This is a genomic window from Endozoicomonas sp., from assembly GCF_965196975.1.
Lineage (GTDB): Bacteria > Pseudomonadota > Gammaproteobacteria > Pseudomonadales > Endozoicomonadaceae > Endozoicomonas.
Map to the genome: position 1 here is coordinate 3297065 of NZ_OZ239981.1, position 22472 is coordinate 3319536.

Sequence of the window (22472 nt, forward strand, 5' to 3'; positions counted from 1 at the left end):
TGACCCATTCCGGGCTGTTGAATAAAGTACTTACCCGGAAGAATCCCCTACTTGCCTGAAAGCCCGCACCCCTATTGCCAGCCTCAGGCAAAGTATTCCAACGCTGTGACAGATTCAGCTACACGCCGGTAGCGAATAAAAAGTCACACGCCATTTGCCTTAAAGACGTCGGCGACAATCTCCTGAGCTTCACTCTGCAGATGAGAAAGATGCTCTTTCCCTTCAAAGCTTTCAGCGTATATTTTATAAACGGCTTCGGTTCCGGACGGTCTGGCAGCAAACCAGCCACGCTCGGTAACCACTTTCAGACCACCAATCGCGGCGCCATTGCCCGGCGCATGAGTCAAACGGGCAATGATTGGGTCACCTGCCAGCTTTTCCGCTTTAACCTGCTCCGGACTCAATGCGGACAGAACCTTCTTCTGGGCATCATTAGCAACAGCATCAAGACGCTGGTAAACCGGAGCACCGTATTTTTGTGTAAGCTCCTGGTAATGCTCGCCTGGGTCACGCCCGGTAACAGCCGTGATTTCTGCCGCCAGCAGCGCCATGATGAAACCATCTTTATCCGTACACCAGGAATTACCATCCCGGCGCAGGAAACAGGCTCCGGCACTCTCTTCTCCGCCAAACGCCATGGAACCTTCCGAGAGGCCATCAACAAACCACTTAAACCCGACGGGAACTTCAGTTACTGTGCGACCCAGACCGCTGGCAACACGATCAATCATGGCACTGGACACCAGCGTCTTACCGATTGTCGCACCAGAAGACCACTGAGGACGGTGGGTATAAAGGTACTGGATGGCAACGGCCAGATAGTGGTTTGGATTCAACAATCCATGACCACGGGTTACTATACCGTGGCGATCAAAGTCCGGGTCATTCCCGAAAGCAATATCAAAGTCATCTTTGAGGTTGATCAGCCCGGCCATCGCGGAGGCGGATGAACAGTCCATACGGATCCGGCCATCCTTATCCAGATGCATAAAAGAAAAAGTCGGATCAATTTTCTTGCTGACCAGCGTCAGATCAAGACCATAGCGATCGGCAATAGATCCCCAATAGTGCAAACCTGAACCGCCCAGAGGATCAACACCAATGCTCAGTTTACCGCTGGCAATGGCTTCCATATCCAGAACATGTTCCAGGTCATTCACATAGGGTGTAATGAAATCGTACTTGTGGACTTTGCCTGACCTTAACGCCTGTTCGAACGATACCCGGTTAACTCCAGAAAGGTTTTCAGCGATCAGCTCATTAGCTCGCTGTTCAACCCAGCCGGTAATATCACTGCCCGCAGGGCCACCATGGGGAGGGTTATATTTAAAGCCACCATCTTCCGGTGGATTGTGAGAGGGGGTAATCACGACCCCGTCTGCGAGCTTGCTGTGGCTACGATTGTAGGAAACGATGGCATGAGAAATAACAGGCGTCGGTGTGTAGCCACGCTCCTGATCAATCAGGACATCCAAATCATTCGCAGCAAACACTTCAACAGCGCTGATTAAGGCAGGCTCAGAAAGCGCATGGGTATCCATGCCGACAAAAACAGGGCCTTCTATTCCATGAGCACGGCGATATTCACAGATCGCCTGACTGACAGCCAGAATATGGGCTTCATTAAACGAGCCATTGGAAGAGGTTCCACGATGCCCCGATGTACCAAAAGCAACACGTTGACTGCTTTCTGCCTGATCAGGCTGTATCGTATAATAGTCACTGATCAGCCGGGGGATATTTACCAGAAGGTCATCAGTAGCGGGTTGGCCTGCGAGCGGATGCATGGCGGTTCCTCAGTAATAAAATGGCAGAAAATGCTCAGGTCGGCTGACAGCAAAAAAAACCAACACTTTATAACCATGAAAATGCAAACCATTCATCATTTTTGAAAGATAAAAGTCAGCTCACATTTACCGCTCATGGTTATTTTCTATACTATTTCTTTAATAAGGCAGAGAATAATCCGCCCACCTCGCAGAAATTAACAGAAAAAACCGCCACCCAACACAAACAAAAGCAGAGCATCAGTCTATAAGCATGTAATAATGCTCACGATACCGACTATTTTATACGGATGCATTGCCGTTTATTACTGATTCAACATACGCCCATTATTGTGAGATAATAGGCGGTTAAGCACGACAGACTGCTAGATCAACTCTTTAACAACCACAACAGTGTGTCCTGGTACTTCATACCAGCCCTGATTCAAGATCACCTCTTCCCGGAAAGCCTCTGTATTATCCAGATCTGTGGACAAAACCCGTTGCCAACGAACGGTATTGCCTGTATCTGGCAAGTTGAAGCGCCGGGTTTCAACCTCATTATTGACCAATAGCACCATACTGGGCTGGCTATCCACAGGGCAGCGATATCGCATCACCAGGGCATGACCCCGCTCATCAGGCAGCATTGCTGCAGTCAGAGGTATTCCATGTGTATTAAACCAATCGAGCACAGCACTGTGCCATTGGTTGTCATCCGTCTGATAACGAACCCCCAGTAATGGCTCTGATTTTCGCAAATGAATGAGCATTGATGTGAACTTCTGCAGCTCTGCACCATCAGGGTTCTCATTGCTATTGTCATTAGCTCCAGCCTGCCATGACCAATCAACCCAGCCAATCGGGTTATCCTGACAGTAAGCATTATTATTGCCGTGTTGACTGTTGCCAAACTCATCACCCGCCATGATCATGGGGATACTTCGGGAAAACATCAGTGTAGTCAGCAGGTTTTTACGTGCTCGCAGCCTGAGTTTCTGAACAGCGGGGTCACTGGAAGCCCCTTCAACACCGTAATTCCAGGACAGGTTATGCTGGTCACCATCGCGGTTGCCTTCACCATTCGCCAGATTGTGCCGGTGCTCAAAGGCCACCAGATCGTGAAGCGTAAACCCATCATGGCTGCAGATATAGTTAACGCTTCCGGCAGGCCTGCCACGCCCAAACAGATCCCTGGAGCCAGTCAGGCGCCAGGCAATATCGACGACCTGATCCTTATCACCACGCCAGAATGAACGAATACCATCCCGGTAACGGTCATTCCACTCATGCCAGTCTCTTGGGAATCCTTTCAGCCGGTAACCTTCAGGCCCTAGATCCCAGGGCTCAGCAATCATCTGTCGTGTAGACAGAACCGGATCCTGAAATACTGCCTGAAAGAATGCACTGTGAGCATCGAACTGCCGGTGTCGTCTGGCCATGGTCGGCGCCAGGTCAAATCGGAAGCCATCGATCTGATACTGTTCAGCCCAATAACGAAGGCTATCCATTACCAGCTTAATGGTCTGGGCACAGTCAAAGTTCAGGGTATTTCCACAGCCGCTGTAGTTGGTAGTAACCAGGTGCCCACCGTGATGATCCAGCAGATAGTAATCTTTCTCAGCCAGCCCTCTCAGGCTGAGACTTGGGCCATCAGAGCCCGCTTCACAGGTATGGTTGTAAACGACATCCATCACTACCCGAATACCGGCACGGTGCAGCTCACGAACCATTGTCTTCAATTCATCGACAGGGTCATCGATAGCGTACGATGGCTCTGGTGCCATAAAACAAAGAGGGTTATAGCCCCAGTAGTTTTTCAACCCCAGTTTCCGTAATCTTGGCTCGCTGAGAAAACTGGTCACAGGCAGTAGTTCAACCGTATTGACACCCAGGTCCTTGAGGTAATCAATCACTAAGGGGTGGCACATCCCCAGGTAAGTCCCTCTCAACGCTTCTGGAATATCAGGATGCTGGCGGGTAAAGCCCTTTACATGGCTCTCGTAGATAATGCTGTCATCATGGGAAAGCTCTGGCCTGGTAACGGACTGCCAGTCAAAGTGATCTGTCCTGACCACCGATTTGGGCAGCAAATGGCCATTGTCCTGATCATTGAACAACCAGTGATTTCTTTCCTTTCCTGAGTAATCATAAACAGCAGGCTGCCAGTTAATAGCACCTTTAACCTCACGGGCATAAGGGTCCACCAGCAGTTGATTAATATTAAAGCGCAACCCCTCATCAGGAGCCCAACGGCCATCGGCGCGATAACCATAGGCCTGACCTTCCTGTAACCCTTTAACCAATACATGCCAGATGCCCTTTTCAGGGCCATGCATGGGAATACGCTGCTCCACTCCAGTGCTGTCAAACAGGCACAGCATCATGGCTGACGCTTCCGGCGCATATACCGCAAAATTCACACCTGCAGCAGAAGCGGGAAGCGCTGGGTGCAGCTGCTGATTCAGAAAGTTGGCTCCCAGATGGTGGCAACTTCCCGGGCCAAATGATTCTATCGTTATTCGTGGCTGATTCATGTATCCGAGACATCAACATATTGGAATATGTTGAATCTTAATTTGATTCACCGACAATAACTACTGCTGTTAAAAATGTTCTTTTAACCAAGACTATTCACTGGATTATATTGTGGGCTATTCCTAATAATATTCCTGATGTTAAATAAATCTGGAAGCAGGTTAAAAAACAGCCAGGCTCTACTAGCCAGCTGATAACCACCCCTGTTCAAAGTAATGGTTGCTCATCACTTTCTCTTTTTCGACCTTTTTTTTCAGTAAGCTCAAACGCCTCGGCCATATCGGGTAAGGGTGAGTATACTTCGACAGTCACCTGTGATTGAGATAAGTCTCTTCCCGCCCCATCAGAAGTTACATCATGAGAAATAGTCGCTAATTGATGCTCTGGATCAGGGAGGCTTACCCTGCTGGGTGATCTATAGATAGCACTTCTTTCTCTCCTTTCAGCATCTTCCTCACTAACCGTACATCTCAAAATACACTCGTACACTCCCATACAAAGCAGTCCCCCGGCTAAAGTAGCTCCAACCCCAAAAGGGATAGAGAAAGCTGGATCGGACCATACTGAGCTCTCTCCATCACTTGTGCCTGATGTAGACATATGGGGATTCATAGGTGTTACCGGTGATGAAGTACATAACGACAGCTGATTGAGAAACGCAACACCACCTATTAATACTTTGGCCAATCTCACGCATAATTCTTTTCCTGCTGTATTGGGTGTGGTATTTCGATTTATAACAGTAGCACTTGAACAGGACTCTTTAACCTCTCGCCTCCCCATATTACCTGCACATAATTCAGGAACAAATGAAGATAATCTATCCGAGCCATCACCACCGGTAAAAGGTTTGGTTAACAGTGACAAAACTGATGACATAAGAACTTCCGAATCAGCCAATATTAAGGTTATTTTCTCTGGTAGGCTGCAAAAATAGATCTGGTGGAAAAATAAGCCAGCCCTTGGCAGGGGGATACAATCAATACAATAAGCAAAAGCCCACTGAAGCTTTGCAGGCAAATATTTCAAACTCGAAAGACATCGACAGAACGCCAGTATTTTCCATTTAATGACGGATAAAAGTAACCTGTGAGAACACAATTTGATGTGTTCTCTAATAGAAAAAAATAATGAGCAATCTGTTCAAATCATGAGAAATAGATTATTCATTCAAGTGTAAAAAAACCGTCGCTAAGGGAGGCAGAGTCATAACCAATGAATGTAACTGATGATGCATTGGCAGAGGCTCTGTCACCAACAGTGATGGATTCAAAACACCACTGCCAGAAAACTCAGTGCTATCAGTATTAAATACTTCCTTCCAGGTGCCTGCCTTTGGCACACCAAGCCGATAATTCTGCCTGACCACCGGGGTAAAATTACAAATTACGACGACAGGAGTATCACTAAAAGTATGTCGACTGAATGCTATGACTGACTGAAGCTCATCATCCGTAATCAACCACTGAAACCCCGTTGGGTCATAATCGGAATGCCATAAAGCAGGTAAGGACTGGTAAGTCGAATTCAAATGCCTGACCATGGTAATTAGCCCACTGGCATATTCATTCTCCTCTGCTAAAAACCAGTCCAGTTGACCATCGTGATTCCATTCACGATGAGAACCCAGTTCAGCCCCCATAAACAGCAGTTTTTTACCAGGGTGCCCAAACATATATCCATAGAGAGTTCGAAGATTGGCAAACTGCTGCCACTCATCTCCAGGCATTCGGCTGAGCAGTGTTCCTTTACCGTGAACGACTTCATCGTGCGAAAGCGGTAAAATAAAGTGTTCGCTGTAGTTGTACACCATGCTGAATAAGATCTGATCATGATGATAGCGCCGATGCTCAGGGTAACGGGTCATGTAATTCAGCGTGTCATTCATCCACCCCATATTCCATTTGTAACCAAATCCAAGTCCATTGTCGTAAGTTGGCATGGAGACTCCGGGCCAGCTGGTAGACTCTTCAGCGATCATCATGGCATCGGGGTAGTTCTGGTATACGGCTTCATTAAGCTCCTTAATAAACTGGACGGCCTCAAGGTGTTCATTTCCCCCCAGGACATTGGGTTCCCACTCCCCTTCACCTCTTGAGTAATCGAGGTAAAGCATCGAAGCGACAGCATCCACCCGCAGGCCGTCCACACGAAACTGTTCAAACCAGAACAACGCATTACTGATCAGAAAGTTTCTGACCTCTGAGTGTCCGTAGTTATAAATGTGTGTCTGCCAGTCCGGGTGCCACCCCCTTCGAGGATCTTCGTATTCATAAAGATGGGTACCATCAAAGTGGGCCAGGCCATGGCTGTCAGAGGGAAAGTGCGCAGGTACCCAGTCAAGAATGACCCCAATACCCGCATCATGAAATCGGTCTATCAATGCTTTCAGCTCATCCGGATCACCATAGCGACTGGTTGGAGCAAACAAACCCACCGGCTGATAGCCCCAGGAACCATTAAAGGGGTGCTCGTGAAGAGGGAGAAATTCAACATGAGTAAACCCCATTCCCTTCACATAGGGCACCAGCTGTTCAGCCAGCTCAGTGTAATTCAGCAGCTGTCCTCTCTTTCCTTTTTTCCAGGAACCCAGGTGCACCTCATAAATACTGACAGGACGATCCAATCCCTGGTGTTGGTGCCACCCCTTGCCCTGCCATTGATATTTTTTGGGATCATAAACAATGGACGCATTTCCCGGTGGCTGCTCCGCATAAAAAGAAAATGGATCCGCTTTATGCGGCAACAGCTGTCCATTCTGATCTTTCAGCTCAAACTTATAGAGATCACCTTCTTTCACTTCAGGAATAAACAGCCGCCATATACCACTGTTGCTGCTGGCCATTTGGTGAAGCCGGCCATCCCAGTGGTTAAATGAACCGATCACGCTGACACTGCGGGCATGTGGGGCGTATATACGGAACATGACGCCTTGCCAGGTATGATCTGACAGCGTCACAGAGTGGAGATGCGCCCCCAGTGTATGGTGCAGCCAGTAGTGGTGGATTACAGGTTCTGTGTGACAAAGGCTGGAGAATTGATAAGGGTCATTCGCCATGAACTGGTGATGCTGGGCATTGGTGACCAGAAGATGATAAGCCTGAGGCTGGGAGATATCCGGAAATTTCAGTTCAAATAGACCCGGTGCAATGTTGGTAGCGGCGCCCAGTTTATTTCCTGTGATTTCATCAACAACATCCACACCAATGGCATCTGGCCGCCATATTCTTACTACCAACCCGCTACCAGTTCTACTGGGGTGCCAACCGAGCAAATCAAATGGTCTTGCACAGCAAGTATTAAGAAGGTCATCAAGCACGGTATCCCAGCTGTCAGAATCCACTCGGATATTTTCAAGAGCACCAGCCATAATCAGCCCCAAGAGTGAACGACACTAAACGTCAATATTCCAGATAGTTTTACAGTAGTCGACAATGGATCGGTCTGATGAAAATTTGCCCATGGATGCTGTATTAATGATCGCCATTCGCCACCAGTGAGATGGATTTTTCCAGGCTTGAACGATCCGGTCATGAGCATCACTGTAAGACTGGTAGTCAGCCAGTGTCAGGAAGTAGTCAGAATCCAGAAGGGATTCCACCAGCGGACGGAATGCATCTGGTTCGTCCGGGCTAAGATCTCCGGACGCCAGCCAGTCAATAACAGCCTTCAACTCTCCATTGTGCTGATAGATATCCCGGGGGTTATAACCTCTCTGTCGCAGGTCACTGACTTCATCTACCGTCTTCCCAAAAATAAAAATATTGTCTTCGCCAACTTCCTCGGCAATTTCAACATTAGCGCCATCCATGGTTCCAATGGTTAATGCTCCATTCAGAGCCAGCTTCATATTCCCTGTACCTGAAGCCTCAAAACCGGCGGTTGATATCTGCTCTGAAACATTGGCTGCAGGGATGATTTTTTCAGCCAGGCTCACTCGATAGTTGGGGAGGAAGACAACCTTTAACTTGTCGCGAATACGGCGATCGTTATTGACCCGATCGGCTACACGGTTAATGGCGTAGATAATGTTTTTTGCCACCAGATATCCTGGTGCTGCTTTTGCCGCAAAAATAAACACCCGATGGGGAACGTCCAGGTCAGGATTTTCCAGAAGGCGACGGTAAATCGCCATAATGTGCAAAAGATTCAGTTGCTGTCGTTTATATTCATGGAGCCGCTTTATCTGTACATCAAAGATAGCATCAGGGTTGACTCTTACACCGCACAGCTCATCAATGACTCCTGCCAGGTGTTTCTTATTATCCAGTTTGATTCGAGCAAATTTTTCCTGAAACTGAGGGTCATCAGCCCAGGTCTTCAATTCGCTTAATTGCGCAAGATCACTGCGCCAGTCCCCTTTTAGGGTCTGATCAATCAACCCGGCAAGTTCAGAATTACAGTTAGCTAGCCAGCGTCTGGGTGTGACGCCATTGGTAACATTGACAATTTTCTCTGGCCAGAGCTGGTCAAATTCAGGGAAGAGGTTTGCTTTTACCAGCATTGAGTGCAGAGCGGCAACACCATTGACCTTATGGCTGCCAATAACCGACAAGTATGCCATACGCACCATCTGAGGTTCCGCCGGGTTTGCCGGCTCTTCAATAATGGACAGACGACGCTTCATTTGATGGTCACCCGGCCACTGTTGTTCTACCTCTTTGTGCAGGAAGTGATAATTCAGTTTATAGATCAACTGCATATGCCTGGGTAACACTCGTGAAATCAAACCCTGAGGCCAGGTTTCAAGTGCTTCGGGCAGCAGTGTATGGTTGGTGTAGCAGAAAACACTGCGGCATACTTCCAAAGCCTTGGTAAAGACAAAATCCTCTTCATCCATCAGGATTCGCAACAACTCAGGCACAGCAATTGCCGGGTGCGTATCATTTAACTGAATCACGACTTTACTGGTAAATTCTTCCCAGCCTTCATGCTCCCGCTTGTAGCGGGCAATCAAATCGGCCAGTGAACAGGCAACGAAGAAATACTGTTGAATAAGTCGAAGTTCCTTGCCCTCAGGATGACTGTCGTTTGGATAAAGCACCTGACTGATATTTTCTGCCAGGATTTCCCGGAACCTGGAATCCTGATAACGACCAGCATCAAAACTGTTCAGATCGAACCCTTCTGTCGCTCTTCCCTCCCAGAGGCGCAGGGTGTTAACCCGTTCAGTGTTATAGCCGGTAATTGGCAAATCCCAGGGGGGGTGCTCTCTCTGAATGATTGAAACAATAGTGCTCTATTTTCACAGCTACTATGGGAACACCACTCATAATAGTTAACTGTCATGCCCGCTTCTGTTATTTCCAGCTCTACCAAAAGCATCGTTTTGCAAATTGAAGTTTCTATAGATTCAGGCAACATGCTGAATCTTGAAGATAGTTTACAGCGTGCACTCAATGAAGCCGGGCAGCTTGGAACAAAAGAGTTATTGGGGCTATTTGAATCACCCAATAAAGAACCTATCGTCGTTAATCAGCAGAAGTGGAACTACAAAGGAAAGGTTCTTAAGCACTATGAAACCTTATACGGTCGTATACCTTTGGAGCGCTCCGTATATCAGGGTGTCAGAGGTGGCAGTACTCTGGCAGCACTTGATCTTCGTGCCGGTATTATTGGTTCAGCTACCCCCAAATTTGCCAAGTCTATCGCCTGGAAATACAGCCAGATGCCAGCGCCTGCGGTAAAAGAAGATTTTGAGACCAACCATCAAAGGACGCTTTCAAATTCTTATATCAAGCATTTATCGGACAGAGTAGGTGCATTAATTGAAGACCAGCAAGACACTCACTACCACCTTCCTCCACTAAAAGAGCCTGTTGAAACAATAGCCATTGGTCTGGATGGAACCTGCATGCTGCTTTGTGAAGAAGGCTGGAGGGAAGCCATGTGTGGGACATTGAGCCTATATTCTGCAGATGGAGACAGGCTCCACACGATATATACAGCCAGTTCGCCAGAGTATGGTAAACAAAGCTTTATGAGCAAGCTCGACGAGGAGATTGCAGATCTAAAACGACTCTACCCAAATGCCACATACATCGGGGTAGCTGACGGGGCTAGAGAAAACTGGAGTTATTTGAAACAACATACCTCTGGGCAGATACTCGATTTTTATCATGCATCTGAATATTTAGCTGGAGCAGCGGAAGCACTGTTTCCAACCAGTAAGGCGAAGCGACACCAGTGGCTTGAAGACAGGCTACATAGTTTGAAAAACAAGCGTGGAGCAGCCAAAAAAATCCTTCAGGAAATTGAATCAGCCGAGCTCCCGAAAAAGACAATCGCACTGACAGAGAAGCGCTACAAAGCTGTGAGCTATTTTACAAACAATCACCAGTTAATGAATTATCATCAGGCGCTTAAACGCCATTGGCCAATAGGTTCAGGAGTTACTGAAGCGGCTTGTAAGACTCTGGTAAAGCAACGATTATGTGGTTCTGGAATGAGGTGGAAAGCAACAGGAGCGGAAGTGCTTTTGACAACAAGAGCACTGATCCAGAGTAAGGGGCGCTGGGAACAACTTTGGTCTGAGTTCATGACTGGAAAGGTTGAAGCTAACCTATGAGTCAGTTATCAAATTGAGAGAGCACCCCCCAGGGGACTCCCAATACTTCCTGAGTGTCCTCCCAAAGCTTATTACCATCAACCTCCCTGACCTTGCCGTATAAACGCACAACCTGCTTTCTTTTGGGTTTTTCAATGCCCCATGGAAAGCTGTCTTCCCGCCAGGCGTCCGGGCTTTCAACCTGTTTACCACCGACAAAGCCCTGCTTAAAAAGGCCAAAGCGGTAGTTAATGCCATAACCAAAGGCAGGCACGTTCAGGGTTGTCAGTGAGTCGAGAAAACAGGCAGCCAGTCGTCCAAGTCCTCCGTTCCCCAGCGCAGGATCCGTTTCATATTCCAGTACATCCGAAAGGCTCACACCAAAACTGGCCATGGCTTTCTCAGCCTGATGATAGATTCCCAGGTTATGAAGGTTATTACCCAGTAAGCGGCCTACCAGAAATTCAAGTGACAGGTAGTAAACCCTTCGGGCACCTTTGTCTTTTTCCTCCCTCCGCGTATTCCTTATACGATCCAGATTGATTTCCCTGGCAAGAAGGCTTAATGCTTCCCAATAATCCCCAGATGTGGCTTCATCGGGCTCAACTCCAAGAGACTGTTCAAGATGACGTCGAATCCCCTGTTCAATCTGAACAGCATCCATATTACGTACTGAGCTCAGATCTACATTTATTCTACCCATATCAAACACTCTCTTTTGGCTGCTCAAGCTTTTCAGATTGACTTTTTGAACAGGGAAATTTCAAAGGAATAGCTTGAGAGAAATAACTACAGAATATGAATCGGGGCACAAGAGCCAATGAGTTTGGAACCTTATCTCAACAGAACCTGAAAACAATGAAAAACCATGAGTAAGTTATAGTTGCCTGACTCTGATTAGGTGTACTTTTGTCTGTTTTTTTTAGAGTTATATTATTTTTAGCATTATAAACGACGATAAATAACTAACTTATATAAATAAAACAACAACTGGCATTTAAAAAACCATAAGAATAAAAAATGACATTAAAAACAAATAACTAATAACCAAATAATTGTTCCAATTAAAGGCATTCAATATTCTTACTGGCATACTTAAACGCAGCGATTATTATTGGTCAGTACTCGTTTCATTCATCCAACTATTACCTAACCGATTTTTTAGTAATCAACCATGGTTCTCTCAACCAGTTAACTACATCCCCTTACCCGAATAACCAGCAGCCATTATGCAATCTGGTTTACCCGGAGAAATCAGAAATGATCCCTTCGCTGATGAAAAAAACCTTTCTTGTCATCCTTACATCACTATCACTGATCATTACAGGTAATGCACTGGCCTTCAGCTCCGATGAACTGTTGATCTGGGTTGGTGGAGACAAAGCCTATGAGGGTATTCGCAAGGTAGGTGCCCAGTTCACGAAAGACATGGAGATAAAAGTTAAAGTCGAAATCCCGGAGAACATTACTGATCGTTTTCAACAGGCAGCAGCCTCCGGCAGTGGCCCTGATATTATTTTCTGGGCCCATGATCGATATGGTGAGTGGGCAAGAAGTGGTTTGCTGGCTCCTGTTAACCCATCACCAGAATTCAAGAAAGGCGTAAACAACATTGGCTGGGAAGCCATGACCAGCAATGGCAAAATTTATGGCTACCCCATTTCTCTGGAAGCCATCAGCCTTATCTACAACAAAGCGATCCTGCCAACCCCTCCTGCCACCTTTGAGGAAATGTTTCCTCTGGCCAAGAAACTGAAGCAGCAGCCAGTCCCCAACAAGAAAAAGGAAAAAGGCATCATCACTATTATGTGGGATCAGGATCAACCCTATTTCACCATGCCGTTACTGGCTGCCGATGGCGGTTACGTCTTTCAGAAAACGGCCAAAGGCTATGACGTCAAGAAAACCGGTGTAAACGATCAAGGTGCAATGGAAGGCGCCAAAATGCTGGTCGATTTGATCGATAAAGGCGTGATGCCACGAGGCGTGGACTATGGAGTCATGGAAGCCAATTTCAATAAGCAGAAAGTCGCCATGATGATCACCGGCCCCTGGGCCTGGGCGAATCTGGATAAAAGCAAAATCAGTTATGGTGTTGCACCACTGCCCACACTTCATGGTAAACCCGCTAAAGCCTTTGTTGGTGTGTGGGGTGCAGCCCTTAATAATGCCAGCCCCAATAAATCCATTGCCAAAGAGTTTCTGGAAAACTACCTGCTCACCGAAAAAGGTTTAACCGTCATGAATAATGACGTTCCTCTTGGTGCCGTAGCCAATAAAGCAATGATGGAAAAACTGATGAAAGACCCGCGCATTGCGGCAACTTACCAGAATGTTGAGCAGGGCCTGATCATGCCCAATGTTCCGGAAATGGGTAAGTTCTGGTCTGCAATGGAGACAGCTCTGCGCAATATCACCAGTGGTAGACAAAATTACCGTGAAGCACTGAACGACGCGGCAAAACGCATCATCAGCTAACCGTTTTCTGTCTGTAAAAAGAGGCCAGCACGCCATGAGCACATCAAGAGCTACCAGAAGTAGCGGTGCCTATCTGGTGATCGCCATTGTCGCCGTTATCGATCTGGTACTTTTATACGGTGTGACCTTGATGTATGCCCAGGGGGAGCTGGCTTTTGCCATGCTCGTGCTGGTTCTTGCAGCGGTAGGCTCATGGGTTTTTATCAGTAGAAAAGGGTACAACTATCGCTATGTCTACCCCAGCCTTCTGGGGGTAATCACCTTTATCGTCTTTCCTCTGATTTACACAGTTAATGTCGCCTTTACCAATTACAGTTCCAACCACCTGCTCTCCCTTGAGCGGGTCAGGGCTATACATCTGGCGAAAACTTATCGTACGGGTGGTGAATCCTTTTCTTTCAAGATGTATCAGGAAGGCCCCAGCTTCCGCCTGATGCTGACCAGTGCCGCTGGTGGAGAGGAACACTATCTGACGGAGCCATTTACCGACAGTGAAGAACCACAGGTGTTGAACGCCTTTGAATCCAGCCATGTACCAACCGGAGCAGTGCTCCCTATCCGGGAAGTCATCAAAAAGCGTTCTATTCTCAAAAAGCTGGATATTGTTCTGCCTGATGGCACCGAGCTGGCCATGACCAGCCTGAGAAAGTTCGGTGCTATTGCCAAGGTTTACCGGCCTGATGACCATACTGACCGACAATACCCGGAACAAAGCTTTGCCCTGATCGATAACCGCACTGAAGAAACCATCTACCCGGATATGGAGACGGGGTATTACACAAATGAAGACGGAACGGAGCAGATTGGTCCCGGTTTCACTATCTATACGGGCTGGGATAATTTTGTCCGAGTCTTCACTGATCCGGGAATACAGGGACCTTTCCTGAAAATCTTCAGCTGGACGGTCATTTTTTCCGCTCTCTCTGTTGCCTTCACCCTGGTCATCGGCCTGTTAATGGCCTGCCTGGTGCAATGGGAGCCGCTTAAAGGTAATGGGGTTTACCGGTTGCTGTTGATCCTGCCTTACGCTGTTCCGGCATTTATTTCCATTCTGATATTCAGAGGCTTGTTTAACCAGAACTTTGGTGAAATCAACCTTCTACTGGATATGCTCTTCGGGATTAAACCGGAATGGTTCAGTAATGAGCTGTTGGCCAAGTCCATGGTCATCATTGTCAACACCTGGCTGGGCTACCCCTACATGATGATTCTCTGTATCGGACTGTTGAAAAGCATTCCGGATGATCTCTATGAAGCGTCGGGCATTGACGGCGCTTCACCGGCCCAGAACCTGTTCCACATTACCATTCCGATGATCATCAAGCCGCTCATCCCATTACTGATTGCCAGCTTCGCCTTTAACTTTAACAACCTGGTTCTGGTTGCCCTGTTAACCGATGGTGCTCCGGATATGCTCCATGCCACTACCCCGGCAGGAGCCACTGATATTCTGGTGAGTTACACCTTCCGAATCGCATTTGGTTCCTATGGTCAGGATTACGGTCTGGCCTCTGCAATTGCCACCGTGATCTTTCTGATGGTGGGTTTTATTGCCTGGATAAATCTGAAAGCAACACGGCGATTGCAATGATGTTTAAACCGCAAAAATCACAGAGAGCACAAAGAACGTTAATTGTATCCAGCTTGGAAATACTAAAGAGATCATACAGGAGAAGCCATCATGGCCATGGTGCAACCAAGAAATCTGAAATATCGGGTCTGGACAGCCCGTATTGTGATGTGGCTATTTCTGCTGGTTATCCTGTTCCCTTTTTTCATGATTATCTCGGTTTCCCTGCGCACCGGCAACTTTGCTACGGGCTCTCTGATTCCTGAAAACCCCAGCCTTGAACACTGGTACCTCGCTCTGGGCATCCCCTGGGAGAACGCTGATGGTTCTATTACACAGCCACCATTTCCCGTACTGACCTGGCTGTGGAATTCCATCAAGGTCGCCATTACCAGCTCTGCCCTGATACTGATTCTGGCGACAACCGGCGCCTATGCCTTTGCCCGGCTGCGGTTCAGGTTCAAACAGCAGATGCTGACCGCTATGATGATCCTGCAGATGTTTCCAGCCGTACTCGCTCTCGTTGCCATCTACTCCCTGTTTGACCAGATTGGCGACTATATCCCCTGGCTGGGCCTGGACAGCCTTGGTTCAGTCACACTGGCTTACCTGGGTGGTATGGCACTGCATATCTGGCTGATCAAAGGGTACTTTGAAACCATCGATAACTCCCTGGAAGAAGCAGCAGCCATTGATGGAGCAACGCCCTGGCAAGCATTCCGCTTTGTTCTATTGCCTCTTTCAGTCCCCATTCTGGCGGTTGTTTTTATCCTGGCCTTTATCGCCAGTATTGCTGAGTACCCCGTAGCATCCGTACTGCTTCAGAGTATGGATAACCTCACACTTGCGGTGGGCTCAAGGCAGTACCTGAACCCACAGAATTATCTCTGGGGCGACTTTGCTGCCGCCGCCGTTCTCTCCGGCTTTCCGATTACCATTATTTTCCTTGCCTGCCAGCGCTGGATTGTTGGAGGGCTGACCTCGGGAGGCGTCAAAGGCTAATTTTTCATCACAAAGACACAGGGGTTTATCTTTTAAAAGACTCTGTGCCTCTATAACCACTTCTCATCTGTCCACAGACGGTAACACCAATGGCAGAAGTCAAACTCGTCAACATTGCGAAAAGTTATGACCAGGGACAAACCTGGACTCTGAAAGACATCAACCTGAACATTGGTAATGGTGAATTTATTGCTTTTATCGGCCCTTCCGGTTGTGGGAAGTCAACTCTGCTGAGGATGATCTGTGGACTGGAAGATATCACCAGTGGTGAACTGAGCATTGATGGGGAAAAAGTAAATGACTGGCCACCCAATGAGCGGCGTGTGGGCATGGTCTTCCAGTCTTACGCCCTCTATCCCCATATGTCCGTTGCAGAAAATATGGGGTTTGGTCTGAAACTGGCCAAAGCGAAAAAAAGCGTTGTCGATGAACGAGTCGATGAAGCCGCCCGAATCCTGCAGCTCCAGGCACTTCTTGAGCGAAAACCCAAAGCCATGTCCGGAGGTCAGCGACAGCGGGTCGCTATTGGTCGTTCCATTGTTCAACAACCCAGGGTCTTTCTGTTTGATGAGCCTCTGTCGAATCTTGACGTAGCCCTTCGTGTCCAGATGAGGCAGGAAATTGCCAGATTACATCGTCGACTTCAAACCACGTCCATCTACGTTACTCATGATCAGGTTGAAGCTATGACGCTGGCCGACCAGATCGTGGTATTGAGTCCGCTGGCACAGGGAGCTTCGACCAACCTTGAACAGGTAGGTAAACCACTGAAACTTTATCACCATCCAGCCAATCTGTTCGTTGCCGGTTTTATTGGCTCTCCCAAAATGAACTTTTTTGATGGTGTGATTGAAAAAGGTGGAGAGGAAGAGACGCATATTCGCCTGACTACCGGAGAAACACTGAAAGCCTTTGTCGATACCAGCAAAGCAGATCTGAGCTCCCGCGTTGTGTTAGGTATTCGACCGGAACATACCCTCGCGGAAACCGACAATGGCAATGCCGTTGATGGACGGATTGAAGCACTGGAGCGACTGGGAGCCGAGTCCTTTATCTATATGAGCCACGATACTATTCGAGAGCACTTTATTGTGAGGGTAGAAGACTCCCTTCGCAGGGAAGAAGGTAGCAGAATTCGTGTCGAACTCCCCCCTGAACATTGTTATCTGTTCGATGCCAACGGCATTGCCTTCAATAGAACCCGGGCACCAGAGATTGATCAATAACTTAGTGAGTCCACCATGCACGAGATTAAACAGATTGATGCTCTGGCAGAGCTCTGTGGTATTCCCGCCCATTATATTGATGCAGCAGGCAACCCAGTCACTATTGAGACGGACTATAAACTGAATGCGTTAAAAGCCATGGGTGTTGCCGTTGATAACGAACTGGAAGTACAGGCCTCCATCGATGGCATTCTAAGAAAGCAATGGTCATCATTGATCCCTGTCGTTCACGTGGTGCACTGTGGAGACCTGTTTACGATTCCCGTTCAGGTTGATGAAACTCATCGGAATGATTCACTACAGGGTGAAATCACTCTGGAAGACAGCCGCTCAATTCCACTTAGCATCAAGCTGTCAGAACTTCCCGAAGAAGACAGGCTCTCTGTGGACAAACAGGAGCGGATACGGCTGCTTTACCCTCTGCCAGAAGACCTTCCTGCAGGCTACCATGAGCTATCCCTTACCCTTTCTATGAATCAAGAAAGTGCTCATCAAGAAAGTTGCAGCCTGATCGTTGCTCCACAGACCTGCTACGAGCCAAATATCCTCAGTTTTGAGCAACCCGGGCCTACCGAAAAAATCTGGGGTGTGAGTGTACAGCTCTACACACTTCGCTCAGAAAACAACTGGGGAATGGGTGATTTCAGTGACCTTAAACAGCTGGTGAGCAAACTCGGACCACAGGGCGCTGATATCGTCGGCCTGAACCCAATTCATTCACTCTACCCATCCAACCCTCTGCATTGCAGCCCTTATAGTCCATCAAGCCGGAACTTTATTAACCCCCTGTATATCGATGTTACGGCCCTGAAAGAGTATCAGGATTCAGCAGAAATACAGCAACATGTAAGCAGTGATGACTTTCAACGCCAGCTACGTAAAGCAAGGGACTGTTCACATGTGGAGTATGACCGGGTTGCCTCTCTGAAATTTTCCGTTCTCGAAATGGCTTTTCGTCATTTTGAAAAACACGACAAAGCCCATCAATCCTACAGGTCAGCGGACTTTGGCCATTATTGTGAAGAAAAAGGGAAAGACCTTGAGCTTCAGGCCACCTATGAAGCCCTCTTTGAGCATTTCAGGTCCAGAGATATCAATAGCTGGGGCTGGAACTGCTGGCCAGCAGACTATCAGGATCCTGACAGCCCACATGTGAAGGATTTTGTTGCCCAGTCAAAAGAGCGAATTCGATTTTATTCATACCTGCAGTGGATTGCAGAGCTGCAACTGGCTGATGCTCAGCGGACTGCTATAGAGTCCGGCATGCGCGTCGGTATCTATCGGGATCTTGCCGTTGGCGTAGACCGGGGTGGTGCAGATGTCTGGGCACACCGGGACAACTATGTTCTCAACGCCAGCGTTGGAGCACCTCCCGATACCGTTGCACCACAGGGCCAGAACTGGGGGCTACCACCCTTTGATCCTAATCTGATGCAGGAACAGGCCTATACATTTATCGATATGGTTTATGCCAATATGCAGCACTGTGCAGCACTGCGCATTGATCATGTAATGGGAATACTCCGGCTCTGGTGGTGCCCACCGGATAAAACCGCAGACTATGGCGTCTACGTTAATTACCCACTGAATGACCTGTTAGGCATCATTAAACTGGAAAGCCAGCGACAGCAGTGCCTGATTTTTGGTGAAGATCTGGGAACCGTGCCTCCAGAGATAGAAGCAGCGCTGCCACCAGCCCATTTCTACTCCAACGAAGTCGTGCTCTTTTCTAGGATCGAAGATCATTTCCTACCGCCCGAAAAGTACAAACCACGTGCCCTGACCTGTATTTCCAATCACGATATTCCAACGCTCAGAGCCTGGTGGAACTGCAATGACCTCGATTTACGACAGGAGCTTGGCATCTACGACGCCGCCAGAACAGAGCAGGAAAAGGCTGCACGACATGAAGACAAACTGGCTCTGCTAAAAACCCTTCAGCATATTGGTGAAGCACCGTACGGTGTAACCCCTGGCGATTTAAGCTCCATGGGCTATAGCCGGGAGCTGATGGAAAAGATCCATTATTACCTGGGCAAAACCGCATCCAAAATCATTGTGATCCAGCTGGAGGATGTGCTTGAGCTGGATACACCGGTGAACGTTCCCGGTACCAGCAGCGAGTATCGTAACTGGAGCCGCAAGCTGACCCGCAATATCAGCGAGATATTTGCCAGTGAAGAAAATCAGGTATTCTTCAAAAACCTTGGTTTAACCCGCAAAGCCTGAAAACCCTGACTCACTTCAATGCCTGTAATCATTGTTAATCTGATATAAACAGGAGTAATGGTAACGATAGATTTTCCTCCTGGAAGGACGGATGGCAGTATACTTCTGCAGCCCAATAACTCAATGAGCTGGCGACAAAACCTGCTGTTACTGGGGCTGATAGCCACATTGTCGCTGACCATTGCTATCGGCTTCTATCTGGCAGGTGCCAAAGCCATCCTGCCCTTTTCCATACTGGAAGTCATCGCATTATCTGCGGGCATCTACTACTGCGCGTGGCAGCGACAACGAAAAGAGCTGATCACTTTTCAAAAACATCAGGTCACGATTCAAAAAGGATTTTATAAGCCACTGACCACTCATCATTACCACCGTTTGTGGTGCCAGTTGATCATTCGCGAGGCGTCCCACCCATGGAAATCACCTTCCGTTCACCTTCGCTCTCACGGTAAGGAGCTGGAGCTGGGCTCCTTTCTGAACAGGCAGGATAAACTCATCGTGATTGATCGCCTGAAAAAGCTTCTCCGCAATGCCTACATATCTTATTAAATTCAGAAAAATGGCTCATTAAGTAAACATTTTTTTGCCCATCTCTAAACCCTGAACTAAATTCTTAAAAGACTCTGGCTAGGTGGTTCTATGCCAGAGATAAAAAATCGGGATACCCAACAACCTTTCGTCGACGCTGTGTTAAGTCATTCAATACAGTCGAATTTATACGACGCGCCTATTACTCCTTTTCCTGCACGGAAAGCAGGCCTTGCTTTTTCAACACACATTAACCGACGGCTATCTGCTTTTATGTACGCCCGTTTACAAAGAGTGACGCGGCTATTTCAACAACATCACGCGTTCAATGAACGGCATGATGATAAAGAAAGCCGGAGCCAGAGAAACACACAAGGTAGGCTAAACATGCTTTCCAGGCATCAATCTCCTTCAACTCCAAATACCGGATTGAAAACATTATCCGAAATGGTTTCATCGGTATCCCGTCGCTCATGCCAGTACTGCGGTGCAGTGGCTATTGCGTCAGCTTCAACCTGCGCGATGGCAGTTACAGGTGATGATATTGACTTCACCGCTTATGCCCGTTCAGGTATAGGCAGCACTGACAAAGGTGGCCAACAGTTATGCTTTAAGGCAGCAGGGGCTCCCTCGAAATACCGTCTGGGTAATGAGTGCGAAACTTATGCAGAGATGAAGTTTGGCGCGAACCTTTTTGATCAGGATGGTGTGCAGTTTTACCTGGATACCAACATTGCTTACAAAGTTGCCCAGCAGGATGACTATGAAACTACCGAGCCCGCTGTTCGGGAAATGAATCTGAAAGCAAAAGGCGTCTTTGGCGATGCACTTCCAGGTTCAACCCTGTGGGTCGGCAAGCGTCTCTATAATCGCCATGATGTCCATATGATCGATTACTACTATTGGAACGTGTCTGGCCCAGGTGTAGGTATTGAGAATATTGATGTCGGCATGGGCAAGCTGGATGTCGCCTGGGTTAGGAACCAGAACGGTGTGAAGTATGATACCTGGGCTGGCTCAGCAGGAAACTATGCCTATGAAACTGAAAAAATCACGACCAATATTCTGGATTTTCGCTGGAATGACATCGAACTCATGCACAATCTGAAGCTGGAGCTTGGATTGGATTATGGCGTCGGCAGTCCTCCCGACAGACTGACGGTTGGTACACCACCTAACGAGCACACTAAAGGTTATTTTGATAAAAACGGCTGGATGTTCACCGGTGAGCTGACGTGGGATGTAATGGGTGGCTTTAACAAATTTGTTGTTCAATACGCGACCGACGCCATGACCGGGCCCGGCACCGGAACCGCCGGTAGCTATATGCAAACCACTGACTGGTATAAAGGCAATAAACTCTGGAGAGTGCTTGACCATGGAGCCATCTCCTTAATGCCAAAACTGGACATGATGTACGTTCTTGGCATCACAGAAGTTAAATATGACAAACAGTTCTACCCGCAATACGGCAATAAAACAACATGGTATACCGCTGGCGTCCGCCCTTCCTGGAACTGGAATGACCTGACCAGCACAACAATTGAACTTGGCTACGATCAGGTCAAGAATGCCAGCTCTTCTTTTTCCGATGGCACCAACCTGGTTAGCAGCGGCCTTTTCAAAGTAAATTGTTGAAGTTCACTCTTGCCCAGCAATTTCACCCACAGTTTGGTAACTGGGTAAGACCACAAATCCGAATCTTTGCCACTTATGCAAACTGGGACACCCCCAGCAGTTATAATTCAGGCACAGCAGTGCCTCCGCAAAAGGGAACCAATGCTTGTAACAATTCAGAAGAGTGTAATGCTCTCGGTCTGGAGTATTTTGACACTTATACAACACGAGAACAGATTGCAAATGCTTTCGGCACCACATCTGATGGCTGGACATACGGTGCCCAAATGGAAATCTGGTTCTAATCCAACATAGGTAGGTTTCCAGGAAGCCTACTATTTGCAACTCCCCAAGACTCAGGCTCCCCTTTCAGAGGAGCCAATTTATCGCTTCTTCTTCGCTTGTTCCGCTTCAAATTTCTCCAGCCGCTTATCCCAGGTTTTAAAGCGCTTGCGGCAATAGGCATCCAACTCTTCATAAGTCTGAAAATACAGCTCACAGCCGTCATTGATCGGAGCATCAATCTCACAGGCTTCGTTGCTGTGTTCACGGCAGATAATAGGGCGCCTTTCATAGATACCACAGCGATTATGCGGCAACAGAAACTCACACTGGGTCTCACAGAGCAGATACCAGCCATTACCATCCTTAAAAACATGAACCCCCTTATGCGCAACCTGCCAGAGCAATACATCAAAAGCATGCATGCTACGGGGAGTATCCAGCTCCTGGGTAATGTATGAGCAACACAATGAAGAACAATGATCGCATTTATTGGTAGAGGTAATGTCCTTAGTTTCGATCCGATTAACCATATCCAACACAACGAAGATTACTATCTGTTATTTTATGAACTATCGTACTTTGCCAGGGGATCAATAGCGAATGTCCCGAACAAGAAATATATGTGACCTGTGTCATTAGGATGACCTGTTAGTAGCCACTTTATCATTGCTCAAAAAACACTTTCC

Annotated in this window: 16 protein-coding genes; 9 read left to right on the forward strand and 7 right to left on the reverse strand. The window is 47.7% G+C overall.

What is annotated here, in order from left to right:
- Window positions 1–143 precede the first annotated feature (143 nt).
- From pgm to ACOCLE_RS14870, 5 genes are all read right to left on the reverse strand, one after another.
- Window positions 144–1787: a phosphoglucomutase (alpha-D-glucose-1,6-bisphosphate-dependent) gene (gene pgm, locus ACOCLE_RS14850; protein WP_419533123.1), complete on the reverse strand. Its 1644-nt coding sequence runs from the start codon at window positions 1785–1787 to the stop codon at window positions 144–146.
- Between the two features lie 365 nt (window positions 1788–2152).
- Window positions 2153–4303 carry a glycogen debranching protein GlgX gene (gene glgX, locus ACOCLE_RS14855; protein WP_419533124.1) on the reverse strand — a complete coding sequence of 717 codons (2151 nt, stop codon included), beginning with the start codon at window positions 4301–4303 and terminating at the stop codon, window positions 2153–2155.
- A 208-nt stretch (window positions 4304–4511) separates the two neighbouring features.
- Window positions 4512–5183 (reverse strand): hypothetical protein, encoded by a 672-nt coding sequence (locus ACOCLE_RS14860; protein WP_419533125.1) that lies wholly within the window; start codon window positions 5181–5183, stop codon window positions 4512–4514.
- Between the two features lie 283 nt (window positions 5184–5466).
- On the reverse strand, window positions 5467–7674 hold the full coding sequence (gene glgB, locus ACOCLE_RS14865) for a 1,4-alpha-glucan branching protein GlgB (protein ID WP_419533126.1): 2208 nt from the start codon (window positions 7672–7674) through the stop codon (window positions 5467–5469).
- A 24-nt stretch (window positions 7675–7698) separates the two neighbouring features.
- The gene (locus ACOCLE_RS14870) at window positions 7699–9498 is read right to left on the reverse strand and encodes a glycogen/starch/alpha-glucan phosphorylase (RefSeq protein ID WP_419533127.1); all 1800 of its coding nucleotides are present in this window, start codon (window positions 9496–9498) and stop codon (window positions 7699–7701) included.
- Window positions 9499–9591: 93 nt separating this feature from the next.
- Here ACOCLE_RS14870 and ACOCLE_RS14875 point away from each other — a divergent pair, with 93 nt between their 5' ends.
- Window positions 9592–10872 carry an ISKra4 family transposase gene (locus tag ACOCLE_RS14875; protein ID WP_419532972.1) on the forward strand — a complete coding sequence of 427 codons (1281 nt, stop codon included), beginning with the start codon at window positions 9592–9594 and terminating at the stop codon, window positions 10870–10872.
- A gap of 1 nt (window position 10873) precedes the next feature.
- On the opposite strand, the gene ACOCLE_RS14880 is transcribed toward ACOCLE_RS14875, so the two are convergent.
- On the reverse strand, window positions 10874–11554 hold the full coding sequence (locus ACOCLE_RS14880) for a glycogen/starch/alpha-glucan phosphorylase (RefSeq protein ID WP_419533128.1): 681 nt from the start codon (window positions 11552–11554) through the stop codon (window positions 10874–10876).
- 557 nt (window positions 11555–12111) lie between these two features.
- Between ACOCLE_RS14880 and malE the strand changes: the two genes are divergently transcribed.
- From malE to ACOCLE_RS14920, 8 genes are all read left to right on the forward strand, one after another.
- A complete protein-coding gene (gene malE / locus ACOCLE_RS14885; protein WP_419533129.1) occupies window positions 12112–13329 on the forward strand; it encodes a maltose/maltodextrin ABC transporter substrate-binding protein MalE in 1218 nt (405 codons plus the stop codon).
- 34 nt (window positions 13330–13363) lie between these two features.
- Window positions 13364–14920 carry a maltose ABC transporter permease MalF gene (gene malF, locus ACOCLE_RS14890; protein ID WP_419533130.1) on the forward strand — a complete coding sequence of 519 codons (1557 nt, stop codon included), beginning with the start codon at window positions 13364–13366 and terminating at the stop codon, window positions 14918–14920.
- A gap of 90 nt (window positions 14921–15010) precedes the next feature.
- Window positions 15011–15901: a maltose ABC transporter permease MalG gene (gene malG, locus ACOCLE_RS14895; protein ID WP_066015727.1), complete on the forward strand. Its 891-nt coding sequence runs from the start codon at window positions 15011–15013 to the stop codon at window positions 15899–15901.
- 89 nt (window positions 15902–15990) lie between these two features.
- On the forward strand, window positions 15991–17127 hold the full coding sequence (locus ACOCLE_RS14900; protein WP_419533131.1) for an ABC transporter ATP-binding protein: 1137 nt from the start codon (window positions 15991–15993) through the stop codon (window positions 17125–17127).
- A gap of 15 nt (window positions 17128–17142) precedes the next feature.
- Complete coding sequence (gene malQ / locus ACOCLE_RS14905; RefSeq protein WP_419533132.1) at window positions 17143–19356, forward strand: 4-alpha-glucanotransferase; 2214 nt, start codon at window positions 17143–17145, stop codon at window positions 19354–19356.
- Window positions 19357–19413: 57 nt separating this feature from the next.
- Window positions 19414–19905: a DUF2244 domain-containing protein gene (locus ACOCLE_RS14910; RefSeq protein ID WP_419533133.1), complete on the forward strand. Its 492-nt coding sequence runs from the start codon at window positions 19414–19416 to the stop codon at window positions 19903–19905.
- 90 nt (window positions 19906–19995) lie between these two features.
- Complete coding sequence (gene lamB / locus ACOCLE_RS14915; RefSeq protein WP_419533134.1) at window positions 19996–21522, forward strand: maltoporin LamB; 1527 nt, start codon at window positions 19996–19998, stop codon at window positions 21520–21522.
- Window positions 21519–21806, forward strand: coding sequence for a carbohydrate porin (locus ACOCLE_RS14920; RefSeq protein WP_419533135.1), 288 nt, complete (start codon window positions 21519–21521; stop codon window positions 21804–21806). The genes lamB and ACOCLE_RS14920 overlap by 4 nt, the downstream gene beginning before the upstream one ends.
- 78 nt (window positions 21807–21884) lie before the next feature.
- Here ACOCLE_RS14920 and ACOCLE_RS14925 read toward each other — a convergent pair whose 3' ends face one another.
- Complete coding sequence (locus ACOCLE_RS14925) at window positions 21885–22316, reverse strand: YkgJ family cysteine cluster protein (protein ID WP_419533136.1); 432 nt, start codon at window positions 22314–22316, stop codon at window positions 21885–21887.
- Window positions 22317–22472 lie beyond the last annotated feature (156 nt).